The organism is Mycobacterium parascrofulaceum ATCC BAA-614 (genome assembly GCF_000164135.1).
Classification (GTDB): domain Bacteria; phylum Actinomycetota; class Actinomycetes; order Mycobacteriales; family Mycobacteriaceae; genus Mycobacterium; species Mycobacterium parascrofulaceum.
In genome coordinates this window covers 124,649-140,130 of record NZ_GG770561.1, presented here as the reverse complement: position 1 = coordinate 140,130, position 15,482 = coordinate 124,649, and the positions used below count along the sequence as shown (strand labels likewise).

The window sequence follows — 15,482 nt, the reverse complement described above, 5'->3', positions numbered from 1 at the left end:
CACTCACGGATGTCGAAGAGGTAATTGGTGTTTTACCTGCCATGGCCCTCGAGATCCCGCCTTCGGTAGCTGGTCCATCGCGCGCTGGAAGTAGCCTGGTGCGAAATCGGCGAAGGGTTCTTCTTCGACATCTTCCCTGGATGAGCGGCTACGACGGTGTCGTAGCCGCGCGCGTCCATGCAATTGAGCAGGCGACAAACGTATTCCGATACCAGGTCGGCCCTCAAGGTCCACGATGCATTGATATAGCCCATGGTGAACGCCATGGTGGGCACATCGGACAGCAACATCGACTTATAGGTCATCGACTTGCTGACGTCGACATCCTGGCCGTTACGACCAAGCTTGGCGCCCCCAAAAGCCACAAGTTCAATCCTGTTGCGGTAGAAGATGATATCGGCCGCCAACTCGTGACCCGTTCTGGTGAAGCGGTCGATGTTGGCGAACGTTGCAGCATCGTTATGTGCCCGGCGCCGCTGTCGATAACGACGACGTTCTTTACCGGCATAATCAAGGTCTCTGGGCCGGTGCTGAGGTTGCAATATGGGCCCACCGAAGTTCTCCTCGCCGGGAAAGTTTGGTCGGTAACCCGCGTCGTAGTTGTAATAGCCGCTACACATGAAGACGAACCGCGCCTCGAGCTCTAATTCCTCAGCCGTTCCGAACCGCCTTGATGGTCCAGCGCCGGCTGGCGTCCGACCAAGCGGCAGACAAGACCTGGGTACCGAAGTGAATGTGCTCATGGATGCCGTTCTCGGTCGCGACCTCACGCAGATAGTTCTTGATTGTCGGCGCGTCGACAGTGAACCTGGCCGAGTGCCAGGGCTTGAAGGAATCCGAACGTGCACATATCTGAGTCCGACCTGATGCCCGGATACTTGACCAGATCCCACGTGCCACCCGGATCACTTCTGCGCTCTAGAACTACGTACCTATTACCGGGGCAGCGATCCTGCGGGTGCCAGGCAGCGCTGATACCGGAAATCCCCGCTCCCACGACCACCACATCGAACAACTCTGACATGTTAATCGAGGTTAGCAACCCGATGACCTTGTCGCCAAACCGCTCGATCGACTCCGCATCTACTCCGTCGGACCGCCTTGATGCGGCGCAGAAGGTCCGCGCCGCAACGCATCTGCGTGCCACAACGTGTTCTGACCACTTCACTTCCTAGTGAAAGAGGACCGGCATCGTCCTAGCCTTCCCCAAGGACCGTTATTGCCAAACGCAAGCTCGGCTGTCACTGGGGGACTGCACCCCACCGAGATAGTCCCAGAGGGAAATGAGTAGTTTCATGCGAACCCGAAGGTCGGCATCGATCGATGCGGCAGCGCACTTTGTGTGCGAGATCGCCGTGTCGCTACCGTGGTCCGGGTCGCGCGTGCAGCTGGGAGGCCGGAGGCATATTGGGCGGGGCGCAATGCTTGATGAGATCATCGACGTTCTGTCCGACCCGCTCAGGCGCGGTACCTACCGACGGTGGGTAGAGCATGATGTGGTCTAGCACGCCCTCGTAGCGGCGTAGCCCGTTGCGAACCTCGTCAGCGGTGCCGGCGACACCCATGACGTCGATCATGTCATCGGTGACGGCGTTGAACATGGCCTGAAAGTCGCTGCGGGTGAAGGCTTCTCGGATGACGGCACCCTGCTTGGCGAATCCGCAGAAGTCGAGCAGCGGTTCGTAGGTCCTGACCGAGGCGTAGAATGCGATCTGCTGCGCTACCTCGCGACGAGCGATCTCGGGGTCGTCGTGGATGGAGCACATCACCATCGACACGATCTCGACGCCGTTAGGGTCGCGCCCGGTGCGTTGTGCGCCCTTGGCCACCGCAGGCCGCACGACTTCCTCCACATACGCGGTGGTGAAGAGTGGATGCCCGGCCAAGCCGTCAGCGACCCGTCCGGCGGCTTCACACATTCGCGGCCGCACGGCGGCGGTGACGATGGGGATATTGCGCGCAGGGGGTTCTACCGGCCCGGTGGGGACGAGATTCATATTGTAGAAACGGCCCTCATGGCGGACGGGTCCTTCGTGCAGGTTCCAGATGCGCCGGATAAGGGGTACGAGTTCCTCGACGCGCAGGGCGGGGGCGCTGGTATCGGTGACAGAGTGCCAATCGCTCATCATCCGTTTGGTGCCGTTGCCGATCCCGAGCACGACCCGACCACCGGACAGTTCGTCGAGGTCGCGTGTTTCGGTCGCCAAGACCAGCGGACTACGTCCGATGCCGTAGAGGATTGACGACCCGATGCGACACCTGTTCGTCGAGGTTGCCATCGCCGCCATCGAGATGGATCCCGACCGGGTGTAGAACTCGGATGCCCAGACGGCGTCGAACCCGGCCTGGTCGGCAGCCGCGGCGGTGGCCTTCATCGCGGCAAGTTCAGGGGCGACGACTGAAAGTCCATAAGTACTCATAAGTGACGGCTCCATCGTGTGGTAGGTGACAGACGGTGTCAGCGGCTAGTTGACCCGAAGGCGAAAGCCCATCGCCGCCGACAGCAAGCAGGTGTGTCAGCGTTGCCTCAGGACCGCGGTCTCAGTCCTCGACGGCGAGAGCGCCTGTGGGGCAGCACGATACTGCTTCTTCGATGAGTGATCTGTGGCATTCCGGTGGCTCGGGGTTCACGATATTGAGTTGGCCATCGTGCCTGACCTCGAAGAAGTCAGGAGCCAGGCCTTCACACATTCCGATTGACGAGCATCGGTTGCGGTCGACTCTGATCTTCATACCACGCCGCCTTACGCGTTCGGGGTGAAGCGGACGGGAAGGTGATTCACGCCGTGGAAGAACGTGCTGACGGTGTAGCTGGGTGGCCCGCAGACTTCAATATCAGGCAGGCGGTGCAGCAGTTCTCTGAAGAGCGCAGCGAGTTGCTGCCTGGCCAGCTGGTTGCCGAGGCAGTGATGGATTCCCCCGCCTCCGAAGCTCACGTGCGGGTTAGGGTCGCGCGACAGATCGAACTTCTCCGGGTTAGTGAACACGGTGGTGTCCCAGTTGGCCGAGCTGTAGAAAAGTATGATCTTGTCACCCTCGGTGATCTGCTGCCCGCCCAGTTCGCAGTCGCGAGCCGCCGTCCGGCGAAATGTCATGATTGGTGTGGCCCACCGGACGAATTCTTCCACGGCCCCTTTGATCCGTCCGTCGAAATCCTCCATGAGCCAAGCTCTTTGGTCTGGGAAGTCCGTCAATGCTTTCATCGCGTGACTGGTGCTTTGGCGCGTGGTGTCGTTCCCGGCGATCGTGAGAAGTATGAAAAACGAGACGATCTCGTCGTCGGTGAGTTGTTCGCCGTCCACTTCAGCTTGAACGAGGTTCGTCATAAGGTCATCTTCGGGCTGCCGGCGACGTGCGGCGATGATTTCGCGGGCGCCATCGCCCAAGAATCCCATCGCTTGGAACAGGCGAGGTATGACCGGGTCTTCGCCCATCACCTCCGGGTCGCTCCACCCACCGGCATACCGTGACTCCCACGCGATGTCGCGGCGCATCGAGTCCGGCACGCCCATCATGTCGAAGATGTTGTGCATCGGCAGCAACGCGGCGCACTGGTCGACGAAGTCAGCCTCGCCTTGCGGGGCAAGGCCATCGACGACCCGTTTCGCGTTGGCCTCGATCTGGTGACTGGTCAGCCGCATTTGCTTCGGTGTGAATGCGGATGCCAGCAATCGTCGAATCTTGGTATGCCGCGGCGGGTCCATAGCGATGAAGCCTTGCGCGGTGTCGAGCAGTTCCTGCGGGATCGACTCCATCACAATGCCTTGACCAGACAGGAAATCGTCGTGTCGCCGGGTCGCCTCGACAAGTAGCGGGTGGGTGACCACGGCCCAGAAGCCTTGGTCGTCCTCGTCGTCGATCATGGTGTGCTCGACGCGCGGGTGCCAGCTGATGGGGGCGCGTCGGCGCAGCTCCGCGTAGGTCTTCTCACGGTCAGCGGCGGTGCCAGCCCAAAAGGCAGTCGAGGACAGGTCGGCAGAATCATACGAACGTGCTGAACGACGCTCCACCGACGACTTCGGAGCGGAAGCGCTGACAGTCATGAGGGTCCTCCCGAGCTAGTGTCTCCACGCCAGTGTTTACACTTTTCTCTATAAAGTCAACATCCAGACAAAAATCTGCGTTGTGTAAACGGCCTCGCGGGATCTGCGCCCAAATAGCGAAGGGCGATCCGCGAGATCCGCTCACCGGTCAGACTTGCATCGGCAGAAGGAAGCACGACATGGCTCACAGTGAGCCTCACCAGCGCATCGGCGACTTCATGCACGTCATCGGCATCCAGACCTGGAAAGTGCTCGTTGAACCAAGTCACGAGGGCTGCCGAGGATAGCTCCAGCAGCGATGCCGAGGTCGGCAGGAGCGGCAACATACCGGTTGTCTCGGAAACCGTTTTGTCTGTAGGCCGATTTGACGTCAACACCGCCTTCAAGAGCGGGCTCGCTTCCGCTTCCTCGAGGGTGTACGACACCGCGGCGGTGATACCCCCGCGGACATCTCCGGCGTGTTGTGCCGAAACTGCGTGAATGCCGTTCAAGAATCGTTCGCCTTCGGACACAACCAGCGCGTCACCCAGTCCCTGCTTATCGGTGAATTCCTTGTAGAGCGTCGGGCGGGACACGCCGACAAGCTTGGCGACTTCACTCATGCGAACCCGATGCCAGCCCTTCTCGATAGTGAGGTCACGCGCAGCCCTGAGAACTTGCTCACGCATGTGCTGGCGAAACGAGAGGCGAACGGACTCTGTGGACATGGTGAGCAGGATATGCGTCTTGCACAAGTGTTCCGTCCGGGCGGTGGAGGACCACACCTGCTTGCTGTCGAAGATGACCAATCGCCGGTCCCTGCATGATTTCGTTGATGCGGTTCTAACGCCGGCTCGGAGCGTTCGATGGCTTAGTCGGCAAACGCCGGCGTGATAACGGTGGGCGTAAGCGTTGCCAGGACAGTGGCCACGCTTGGTCGTCACCACCAAAGACCACGCGAAGTCGTTCCCCATTCCATGGGCGTCGTAGCGTCCTCGCTCCGAATTCTGCCGCCGCCTGATCCGAGACGCTTGCGCTCGCGTTAGGGCCCCAAACCATCTTCACCGATGACGTGCATGGCACCAAGCGCGACAGGATCCGCGCGAAAAGACCTTGATTGGCTTTCGATGCGCGTCTCATCGGAGTTCGAAATCTGCGATCTCAGGTGCACGCAATAGTTCTCGGTGCCGCTCGGGTGTCCACGGAAACAATTCGGGAAGCCCATCTTTGCCTAGGTACCAACTGTTGCAACCGGTAACCCAAATTGTTTGTGGCATCGCTGCTTTCATGCTGTCGTTGTAGCCCTTGGTGGCCAACTTGGTGGGCGCGGCGGCGACGATGCGGCCCTCACGGATCCGGTTAATCCACCACAGCACATAATCAGCCTGGTCCTCGGCGACCGGTATCAGTGACTGGTTGCCGATCGGCGAATGCGGACCCATCAGCATGAACAAGTTTGGGAATCCGGGCACCGCGACCGACCGATACGCCGTGGGGCCATCGGCCCATGCCTCGTCGAGGGTGAGCCCACGCTCCCCGACCACTGTCAGCGGGCGCACGTAGGCCCGGGCGTCAAACCCGGTGGCATAGACCAGCAGGTCGAGTTCGTGCAAGGTACCGTCGGCCGTGATGACGCCGCGAGGCTCGATGTGGTCGATCGTCTCGTTGATCACCTCCACACCCGGTTGTTGGACCGAACGGTAGAAATGTCCCGCCATAATCTGGCGCTTGCACATCGGCTGATCTTTCGGGGTGAGTTTCGCGCGCAACTGCGGGTCGCGCACCGAGAGTCGCAGGTTCCATCGACATAGCGTCTGAACCAAGCGGCGCTGAAATCCCGGACGGATCGGCGCGCGGCCGAAGATGCGCCTGACCACCAATCCCCAGAACCAATAGCCCAGGCCGTTCAACCTCGGCCACCGCGTCAACGCGGCCTGGATCAGCGGTGAGTAGTGCGGATTGGGCATCGGAAAGACCCACTGCGCAGTGCGTTGGAAGACGGTGAGCCGACTGACCTTGCCCCCGAGTTCGGCAATGATCTGTATGCCTGTCGAGCCCGTCCCGATCAGTCCGACCCGCTTGTCCCGCAAGGTGACGGAGTGATCCCATTCCGCGGAGTGGAACACCGGCCCGGCAAAACTCTCCTGGCCGGGAATGTCCGGATAGCGCGGCACCCGGAGCACGCCGGTCGCGGTGACAAGGACGTCGAATGTCTCTTCGCTGTCGTCGGTCGTGATCCGCCACCGCTCGTCGTCGTATCGGGCGGATATGACCTCGGCGCCGAACTTGATGTGCGGGCGGATGGCCCGTTCGTCGGCCACCTGCTGGAAATAGGCCTGGATCTCCGGCCCCGGCGGCAGCAGGTGCGACCAGTTCGGGTTGGGCCGAAACGAGTAGGAGTAATACCGCGATGGGATATCGCAGGTTAGCCCCGGGTAGGTGTTGTCTCGCCATGTGCCGCCGACATCCTCGGCCTGTTCGAAAATGGTGTACGAGTCAATGCCGGCGTCCTGCAGCTTGATCGCCATGCACAGTCCCGACATGCCCGCACCGATGATTGCGACTTTGACTGACCGTTGTTCCGTCATGTTCATCACTCATTCTTGAAGTGCTACTTGTACTCGGCACTGCCGATCACGCCGATACCGGCGCCGCTACGCACTAAGGCATTGATGCGCGCTTCCGCTCGTTGTCGGCACACGACCAGCCGTCCTACCCGCGCACGCCGGTGCGGCGACCCTTGTTCCGTGCACCAAGCGTTCCCTCCTGCTGCCCCAGTTGCGGACCGCTACACGTGTGGAGCCACCAACAGTGTTAACCGTCGTTAGCGTACCCCTCGAAAATGGCTCCGGTGGGTCAAAAGCCGCGCTGCGTGGACGTTCGGCACCCAGATGCCAAGCTGAATGCAGCGGCCGGCCCAAGGCGGAAATTGTTACGTCAGAGCCGCTCCGGCGGCGAAGAGCGATTCCGTGAGCCGCTTTTCGGCGTCAGGCACACGCTCGGCTGCGGCCGCAGTGGCGGCGGCGCGAGCCCGCAGTGGGGTGCCTGGGTTGTAAGCCATCCGGGCTACTTCGGTCCAGGCGGTCGACACCTCCCGAGCAGCCCTCGACGCCTCCAGGGCGGCTTCGGAATGCAGCAAGTTGGCGATGCTTCGACAGCCGTCGGCCTGCAGGGCCCTGAACAACCCCCCTCCCGTCCCCGCCTTCTCAATGAACGCCCACAGCGCAAACAGGGCGCTTTCGAGGTTGTGATCGTCCAGGGCGTCAGGCCACGCCGCCACGTCGACGGCGAAATGCTCGACACCATCGAGTCCATCCTTCTGTGCCTCAGGGTCGCGAGTGACTGTAAGACCCCGGCTGTCGGTGATTGCCGCCATCGCCTGCGCGCTTCGGATAAGGGCGGGACCGGCGATCGCCGCCAAGTCCGGCGCCGTAGTCGGCCAGTCGACGATGTAGGCGGTGTGACGGGTCGGCACGGGAAAGCCGGTCGAAGACCGTGCCCGACGGAGATCCTCGTAGGGGACCAGTTGGACCGAATCTCGGTCGTTGTCAACGACCAAGGCCACGCCTCGGTCGTCGTCGTAGCCGGTGATGACAATGTCGTGGCGGCTCATGCTCAACCGTGCGCGCAGATAGGGCAGATGAGCAATGTCGGCCCAAACCATCACGGGGGTGCGGCGGTCGAGTTGATCGGTCACCCACTTCCACCCGAGGTCGCCGTCATCGGTGGCGCGAATCTCGAACTGTGCACCGACATTAGTGAGGTATTGCTCTTCGAGATCGGGGCCCCTGCCAACGAGGTACACCGGCGGAAATAACTCGTCGGAACGGGCATAGGAAAAATCCAGCGTGCCGCTCAGCGCGAAAACCAGTCCTTCGCGGGGGGCGTGCACACCCCAACGGAGTCCGGCCCACTCGGTCAGATCGCGGAGGGCACCGGACCCGCAGTGGCCGCCGAGCTCGTGTCTGTAAGGCACCTCTACGCGCGCCATGACGATCCCGTCCTGACGGCCTGCCCAGGGCGTCTAGGGAAATCCTTTGGAGGCAGCCGCGTCGATGGCCGCGGGGCGCGCTGCAAGGGCACCTATCGACCCCGGCTAGTGCTTGTGCACTCTTGCCGGAACTGTTTTCGCAGTTCGCGTTTGAGCACCTTGCCAGCACCTGAGAGAGGGAGCGCATCAACGAACGAGGCTGTACGGGGCGCCTTGTATCCCGCGATCTGAGTCTTACAGAAGTCTCTGAGCTCTTCGGCTGTCACCGAGGAGTTTTCGGTCAAGACGACGACCGCATGAACGCGCTCGCCCCAATTTTCATCGGCAACTCCGATGACCGCGCACGCCGCCACCTCCGGGTGCCTGGACAGAACATTCTCGACTTCCGTCGAGTAGACATTCTCGCCACCCGAGATAATCATGTCTTTGATGCGGTCGACGACGAACACATAACCCCGCTCGTCCATGTAACCGGCGTCACCGGTGTGCATCCACCCATTGCGCAGCGCGGCCGCTGTCTCGTCTGGTTTATTCCAGTAGCCCAACATCACGTTGCCGCCACGCACGACGATTTCGCCGGTATTGCCCGGCGGCACTTCCTTATCGTCAGCATCGACGATTTTGACCTCGGCGCAGGGCGCGGCGCGGCCGGCTGAACGCAATAGGTCCGGATGCTCGTGGTCCTCAGGACGCAGGACTGTGGCTAGGGGGGACAGTTCTGTCATGCCATAACCCTGCATGAATCGCGCCGACCGCACGGTCTTCATCGCGCGCGACAGGACCGCCTCGGAAATCGGCGATGCCCCGTACATCACGTTTCTGAGGCTGGAGAGGTCGTAATCCCTGACGGCGGGATGGTCGACGACCATCTGCAGCATGGTCGGCACTAAAAGGACGTCGGTGACCTGGTGGCGTTCGATGGTCTGGAGAATGGCACTGGGCTCGAAAGTCGAGAGCATCACATGTGTGCCACCCAGGGTGGTTTGCCCCGCCCAGGCGGCCAAGTCCGCGAGATGGAACAACGGCGCAACATGAAGCAGTCGAGCCTCCGAACTCAGAAAGCTTCCCACGCTGAGCATTCCCAGCACGGAGGTCATCAGGTTCGCGTGGCTAAGCATGACGCCCTTGGGTAGACCCGTGGTGCCACCGGTGTAGAACACACCGGCCAGTTGATCGCCGCTGCGCCGCACGTCATCACCGACTTCGCCGCCGGCTATGAGTTCCTCATAGCAGAACATTCCCTCCGGGGTCGGGGCGTTTCCGCAATGAACGACTGCGCGCAGGTCAGGATATGACGCGCGAAGTGCGGGGACTGCTGGACTGAAGGCGTCATCGACAAATAAGACATCGGTTTGGGAGTCGCGCAGGGCGTAGGCAATCTCCGGAGGGCTCCAGCGGATATTGATCGGGTTTAATACCGCGTCCGCCCACGGCACCGCCAGCAGGTACTCATGGTAACGGTCGGAGTTGAGCGCCAGCATGCCGACGCGATCCCCGCGGTTAACGCCAATCGTCCGTAATGCGCTCGCCAACTTCGCGATTCGTTGTGCGGACTGCGCATAGGTCCGTGTTCGATCCGCGTCGATGGTGGCGAGGCGGTCCGGGTGTTGTTGCAGTGCTCTGTGCAAGCCCTGCGTGAGGTACATCACGTCTCCTCCTGAACTCTCAACCGGTGCGGGCCCGGCAATGACACATCCAGTGGCCCCGAGCGCCCTCACGTTATCAGTGGTTAACATTACTGGGGCGCCGATGGATAGCACAATCGTCCTTTGAACTCGACAACTGAGAGCCCACCCAGTCACCCGCCTGCATCGAATCGTCGTCACGTCCCACAATCGTGAATGCTTAGTCACATATGCTGCGACTTGTGGCGGGAACGGTGTTACCAGTCCCCACTTCCAAGTCGACTACTCCAATTAGGTGGCGTTGGAGGCGATAAAATCGAAGACCCCGTCGCAGCCCAGACCTGCACGCCCCGCAGAAGGTGTCGCTGGGACGTCCAAGTGGTCGCCGATGGGACGCCGGCATTGTCGATGGAGACAGTGCCCAGAACACGCGGAAGGACTACCTTGGATGATCCGGTGATTTATGACGTCGTCGATGGGGTGGCCTGGCTGACTATCAACCGGCCCCACTCTCGCAATGCGCTCAGTGTCGCCGTGCGCCAAGGATTATGGGATGGCGCACGTCGGTTCAATGAGGACGCTGACGCGCGCGTACTCGTTTTGACCGGCGCGGGTGAAAAGGCATTCTGCGCCGGCGGCGACCTTAAAGAGATGGCGCACCAGGCGCTGGCGGTTCCGCCACTGGACTTCGCCCCGCAGTTCGGCCGCAACATCGACATCGCTAAACCGACCATCGCGGCGGTCAACGGTGTTGCATTCGCCGGCGGGTTCCTGCTCGCACAGCAGTGTGACCTGATCGTCGCCGCCGAGCATGCCCTGTTCGCGATCACCGAAGTCAAAGTCGGCCGTGGAGCTCCCTGGGCCGCTCCTCTTTCGTGGCTCGTTCCACCGAGAATCGCTCTGCAGATGATGCTCACCGGCGAACCGATCAGCGCGGCCCGGGCGTTCGAAGTGGGTCTTGTTAACGAGGTGGTGCCCGCCGCTCGGCTTAGGGATCGAGCCCAGAAGCTGGGCGCTCTAATCGCTGGAAATGCTCCGCTGTCGGTGCTGGCCGCTAAACAGACTGCGTATCTATCGGCGCGACATCGCCTTGAGGAGGCATACACGCTGGCTGAGAAGATCTGGGAACCCGTGTACCACTCCGCGGACGCGCAGGAGGGCCCACGCGCATTCCGGGAGAAACGGGCACCTGTATGGCGGGGACGCTGAACACGCCGGATGTCTGCGAATGCTCGTGCCAAGGACCGCGCGGCGAGACCGCCGGCTGACTGGCGCGGCGTGCGGGCCCGCCAAGCAAGCCGATTGGCGGCGTGCTTAATCGTGGCCAGGGAGCCATCGACACGAAGCAAATCATTGACAGCCTCTGCTCAGCGAAATCACCCTCCCGAGGACACGCCGAGGCGAGGACACTCCGAGGTTGCGCCTACCGTCGACCTCGGCGCTGCGGCAACGCGTGGCTTGCCCGATCCTCACTGTGCGACTCGCACGGTGGAACGCCGAGAACAGCGTGCCCCATCCGCGCGAGCAGCACCGAGACGCGCTCGGGAGGCATCCCCGTATCGCGATATTGCAACGTCGATTGGATGGCACCGATCGCGCCGTGAACAACGGCGCGCAATTCCGTCTCGTCCAACTCCGGCCTTAACTCGCCCAAAACGTGCACCCACTCTTCAACGTAGAGGCGCTGTTTGCGGCGCAGGCGACTACGTCGATGGTCAGGCAGATTATGGACTTCTCGGTAGTAAACAATGGCGAGTTCGCGCTTCTCCATCACCAGGGCAACGTGGTCGGCTACTAAGGCAGTCAGCGCCTCGCGATCATCTCGGCTTTGTTCAACGATCGCCGACGCCCGTCGCAGCAGCGTGTCAATCACTTGTTCGAACAGTGCCGCCAGCAAGCCCGCCTTGCTGTCAAAGTGCCGGTAGATCGCTGGACCGACGACCCCTGCCGAGATGCCGATATCGGCCATAGAAACAGCGTGATAGCCACGGTCCGCGATGAGTTCGGCGGCGGCCGCCAGAATCCGCTCGCGACGCTCGCCTCCTCGCGTGCGGCCGACGGTGACTGTGTCGGTCACGGTCGACCATCCTTTCGCAGTCGAAGCAGCAATACCTCTTCCGTTCGAAACGCCCACACGTTCCGGGTGATCTACGAACGTTAACACTTCTTCACGATGCCCACTCCCCACGCACAACTGCCGCGCCATCCAACGTCCATACTGGGAGAGGCCCCGGGGTACCTCCAAGCGCGGCGCGGCTGCAACCACCAAGACAATCAACCCGGATAGATTGCAGTGATCGGCGGACGAGACCTCCTTCATTCGCATGAGTCGTAGATCTGGTGCACCGGAGCGCGACATCTACGCGATGGGTGTTGCAAATCCTTGGGCCTCGCACGTAACGTTAGCCACCAGTAACTGAGGCTGTTGAGCTTCGACGGTTTCTGGACTAATCGGGGCACGCGAAGCACTCCTTGAGGTGGCCACTTGCACGCGACGCCCGAGCCTTGCATTGACTTAAGTCGCGGTCGCGAGTGGGTAGGAAGGGATCGGTTTGAGAGATTCAGTGCCGATCCTCGCGCGAGGAGCCTGGCTGACCGATGCCGCCTATGCGCTTGATCGTGTTGGTGGGCGGCGCAGTCATGCTCCAGGACAATGCTTTCGGCGCGTGCGCTGGGAGGCGAAGACAAAGTTTCGCTCCGATTGTTTCGGAATTCAGCACACGGGCCGCTCGCCCCGTTGGGCGAATGCTTTCCGAATCGTCCGACTGCACAATCGAATTGAGACACCTTGCACCTGCGTGCAACCGCTGTTCGGTTGCCGACGCAATTCGATCCGGGAGCCATCATGACGGATATCGAAGCAACCACCAAACACATAGCCGGGACGGAAGGCTGCGCTGTGCCCAACGATCCGTGGACCACGCCGGAGCGGCTAGCACTGAGCCAGTTGGCGCGATCTTTCGTCGCTCGCGAGATAACACCGAAAGTGACGGATTGGGAGGAGGCAGGTGAAATCCCGCGCGAGCTGCACCGTAAGGCTGCCGATGTGGGACTTCTCGGGGTTGGATTCCCCGAGAACGTGGGAGGCAGCGGCGGCGACGCGATCGATTCGGCGTTGGTAACCGAGGCAATTCTGGCGTGCGGTGGGTCTACCGGCGTGTGCGCCGCGTTGTTCACCCACGGCATCGCGCTTCCGCACATCGCCGCGAATGGATCGGATGCCCTGATCGACCACTACGTTCGCCCCACCCTGGCCGGAGATATGATCGGCTCGCTGGCAGTCACCGAGCCCGGAGCGGGCTCAGATGTGGCGAACCTACGCACACGAGCAGTCCGCGATGGTGACACGTACGTGGTCAACGGTGCTAAGACCTTCATCACGAGCGGTGTCCGCGCCGACTTCGTGACTACCGCGGTGCGTACCGGGGGACCCGGGTACGGCGGAGTTTCGTTGCTGGTTATCGACAAGGGCACACCGGGGTTCAAGGTTGACCGCCGGCTGGACAAGATGGGATGGCGTTGCAGCGATACCGCAGAACTCTCGTTCTTTGACGTTCGCGTTCCCGCTGCGAACCTGGTGGGGGCAGAGAACGGCGGATTCTTGCAGATCATGCAGCAGTTTCAGTCGGAACGACTCGGCATTGCCGTGCAGGCATACGCGACGGCGGAGCGCGCGCTCAAATTAGCCAAGGGTTGGGCGCGCGAACGCCAGACTTTCGGGAAACCTCTGACGGCTCGTCAAGTGATCCGCCATAAGCTCGCGGAAATGGCCAGGCAGGTCGACGTCGCGCGCGCCTACACCCGCGCCGTGATGCAACGGTGGCTGGCCGGGGAGGATGTAGTCACTGAGGTGTCGATGGCCAAGAACACCGCCGTATACGCGTGCGATTATGTGGTGAATGAGGCGGTTCAAATCTTTGGTGGGATGGGTTATATGCGCGAGTCCGAAGTCGAACGGCATTACCGAGATTGCCGCATTCTCGGAATAGGCGGTGGCACCAACGAGATCATGAACGAGATCATCGCCAAGCGCATCGGCTTATAGCTGTTCGGCACTGAATCGGCCCACGACGACGTGTCTGGGCGACCGGCTCCGAAGGAGTTCACATGGACAGGGGTATTGGCAGTTGGGCGACGAAACGGGCCTTCCTGTCCGGCGACCGCACCGCCCTCGTTGACGATAACCGACGGATCACCTTCACTCAGCTCGATGAACGGACCAACCGGCTTGCGCGTGCCCTGCGAGCGCTCGGTGTCCGCAAGGGCGACAGGGTTGGCGGTCTCTTGATCAACAGTCCCGCGTTCATAGAAACGATGCTGGCGGCCGCGAAACTAGGCGCGATCTTCGTGCCCATGAACGTGCGGTTGGCGCCAGCAGAGGTGGCTTACCAGCTGGCCGACTCAGGCGCAGACGTGCTCGTGTATTCCAACCCGCTGGCCCCGGTCGCCCGCGCCGCGGTGTCAGAGGATGGGGTGCGGGTCCGCCACCAAATGGCCGTCGGCGGTGAATGCCTTGCCGGTGAGCTTTCCTACGACGACGTTGTGAACAGTGAAGCGCCCACAGCTGTGGGCTCCGACGTGGCGGGCCATGACATTGCAAATCTGATGTATACGTCCGGGACTACGGGGCGTCCCAAAGGTGTGATGCTCACCCACGACAACCATCTGTGGAACGTCATGAACGCGCTGACAATCGGGCGCGGGCTGCGTGAGACGGACGTGACCGTCGCCGTGGCTCCGATGTTCCACATCGGGGGACTCGGAGTGCACACGCTGCCGCTGCTGCATGTCGGCGGTTGCAGCGTGCTGCTGCCGTCCTTCGATCCGCGACAGACGCTGGCGATGATGGCCCAAGAGCATGCGACAGTGCAATTCATGGTTCCGGCGATGTGGGCCGCGCTGATGAACGTCGATGGATTCGAGGACCACGATTTGTCGGCTCTCGAACTGGCGGCTGCGGGTGGCGCACCGTGTCCGTTGACCGTCATCGAATTCTTCCAAGGACGCAGTCTGCCGTTCCAGGAGGGTTTCGGGATGACCGAAACCGCGCCTATCGTCTCATTCCTCGACGCTGAACACGTTAAGGAGAAGGCCGGATCGATCGGTCGGACGGCTTTTCACGTCGAAGCTCGTATCGTCGACGACGCCGACAACGACGTCCCCGTCGACGAGGTGGGCGAGTTAGTAGTGCGCGGCCCTAACGTATTCGCGGGCTACTGGGGTCTTCCCGAGGCGACAGTGCAAGCTTTTCGTGGCGGCTGGTTTCATACTGGCGACTTGGGCCGCATTGACCGAGAAGGTTTCATCACTCTGGTCGACCGAAAAAAAGACATGATCATCAGCGGTGGTGAGAACGTTTACCCGATCGAGGTGGAGCAGGTCCTCTACCGTCACCATGCCGTGCGCGAGGTCGCGGTTGTCGGTGTGCCGCATCCGCGTTGGGGCGAAACTCCGGTGGCCGTCGTGGCCCTTCAGCAGGATGCCGCCGTCAATGCAGAGGAGCTTATCGATTACGCTCGAGAACGCCTTGCCCACTTCAAATGCCCGTCACGAGTACATGTCGTTCCCGACTTGCCGCGAAACGCCACCGGCAAGGTGCTCAAGACGGAGCTTCGCCTGCAATTCGGCGGGGAGGGGCTTTCAGTTCTGCGTTGAAACGCCGTTCTCTCGGCCAGACGCACATTTGCTTTTCGCCACACCTCGACCACGTTGCGGTACGCAGAATGCGGTCAGCGGCAGCATGGACGTAAATCTTCGCACGCCTGCCGAATCGCTTTGGGTGAGAGTCGTTCATGGGTGGATACGAGTGGCAGCGCAGCGGGATGGCGGATGATCCGACGGTTC

11 protein-coding genes and 1 pseudogene are annotated in these 15,482 nt (G+C 61.5%); 3 read left to right on the top strand and 9 right to left on the bottom strand.

All coding sequences use genetic code 11. The features are described from left to right. The 8 genes and pseudogenes from HMPREF0591_RS31600 to HMPREF0591_RS28245 all read right to left on the bottom strand — a co-directional run. Window positions 1-1,024 (bottom strand): annotated as a pseudogene (locus tag HMPREF0591_RS31600) (flavin-containing monooxygenase); the annotation flags it as partial. A 337-nt stretch (window positions 1,025-1,361) separates the two neighbouring features. After that, window positions 1,362-2,420, bottom strand: a complete 1,059-nt coding sequence (locus HMPREF0591_RS28270; RefSeq protein ID WP_007172230.1) for an LLM class flavin-dependent oxidoreductase — start codon at window positions 2,418-2,420, stop codon at window positions 1,362-1,364. 121 nt (window positions 2,421-2,541) lie between these two features. Then, the gene (locus HMPREF0591_RS31595; protein ID WP_007172229.1) at window positions 2,542-2,733 is read right to left on the bottom strand and encodes a ferredoxin; all 192 of its coding nucleotides are present in this window, start codon (window positions 2,731-2,733) and stop codon (window positions 2,542-2,544) included. Between the two features lie 11 nt (window positions 2,734-2,744). Beyond that, the gene (locus HMPREF0591_RS28265; RefSeq protein ID WP_007172228.1) at window positions 2,745-4,043 is read right to left on the bottom strand and encodes a cytochrome P450; all 1,299 of its coding nucleotides are present in this window, start codon (window positions 4,041-4,043) and stop codon (window positions 2,745-2,747) included. Between the two features lie 56 nt (window positions 4,044-4,099). Continuing rightward, entirely contained in the window at window positions 4,100-4,711 is a 612-nt protein-coding gene (locus HMPREF0591_RS28260; protein ID WP_046184315.1) for a TetR/AcrR family transcriptional regulator, read from the bottom strand. Between the two features lie 447 nt (window positions 4,712-5,158). Beyond that, entirely contained in the window at window positions 5,159-6,616 is a 1,458-nt protein-coding gene (locus HMPREF0591_RS28255) for a flavin-containing monooxygenase (protein ID WP_007172226.1), read from the bottom strand. Between the two features lie 338 nt (window positions 6,617-6,954). After that, window positions 6,955-8,013 carry a BtrH N-terminal domain-containing protein gene (locus HMPREF0591_RS28250; protein ID WP_007172225.1) on the bottom strand — a complete coding sequence of 353 codons (1,059 nt, stop codon included), beginning with the start codon at window positions 8,011-8,013 and terminating at the stop codon, window positions 6,955-6,957. A 92-nt stretch (window positions 8,014-8,105) separates the two neighbouring features. After that, window positions 8,106-9,659, bottom strand: coding sequence for an acyl-CoA synthetase (locus HMPREF0591_RS28245; RefSeq protein ID WP_007172224.1), 1,554 nt, complete (start codon window positions 9,657-9,659; stop codon window positions 8,106-8,108). A 423-nt stretch (window positions 9,660-10,082) separates the two neighbouring features. On the opposite strand from HMPREF0591_RS28245, the gene HMPREF0591_RS28240 reads away from it, so the two are divergent. Next, complete coding sequence (locus HMPREF0591_RS28240; RefSeq protein WP_007172223.1) at window positions 10,083-10,847, top strand: enoyl-CoA hydratase/isomerase family protein; 765 nt, start codon at window positions 10,083-10,085, stop codon at window positions 10,845-10,847. A gap of 214 nt (window positions 10,848-11,061) precedes the next feature. Here HMPREF0591_RS28240 and HMPREF0591_RS28235 read toward each other — a convergent pair whose 3' ends face one another. Further along, on the bottom strand, window positions 11,062-11,715 hold the full coding sequence (locus HMPREF0591_RS28235; RefSeq protein ID WP_007172222.1) for a TetR/AcrR family transcriptional regulator: 654 nt from the start codon (window positions 11,713-11,715) through the stop codon (window positions 11,062-11,064). 768 nt (window positions 11,716-12,483) lie between these two features. Here HMPREF0591_RS28235 and HMPREF0591_RS28230 point away from each other — a divergent pair. Together HMPREF0591_RS28230 and HMPREF0591_RS28225 are read left to right on the top strand one after the other, a co-directional pair. Then, window positions 12,484-13,683 (top strand): acyl-CoA dehydrogenase family protein, encoded by a 1,200-nt coding sequence (locus HMPREF0591_RS28230; RefSeq protein ID WP_007172221.1) that lies wholly within the window; start codon window positions 12,484-12,486, stop codon window positions 13,681-13,683. A gap of 62 nt (window positions 13,684-13,745) precedes the next feature. After that, a complete protein-coding gene (locus tag HMPREF0591_RS28225; protein ID WP_007172220.1) occupies window positions 13,746-15,293 on the top strand; it encodes an acyl-CoA synthetase in 1,548 nt (515 codons plus the stop codon). Window positions 15,294-15,482: the final 189 nt, after the last annotated feature.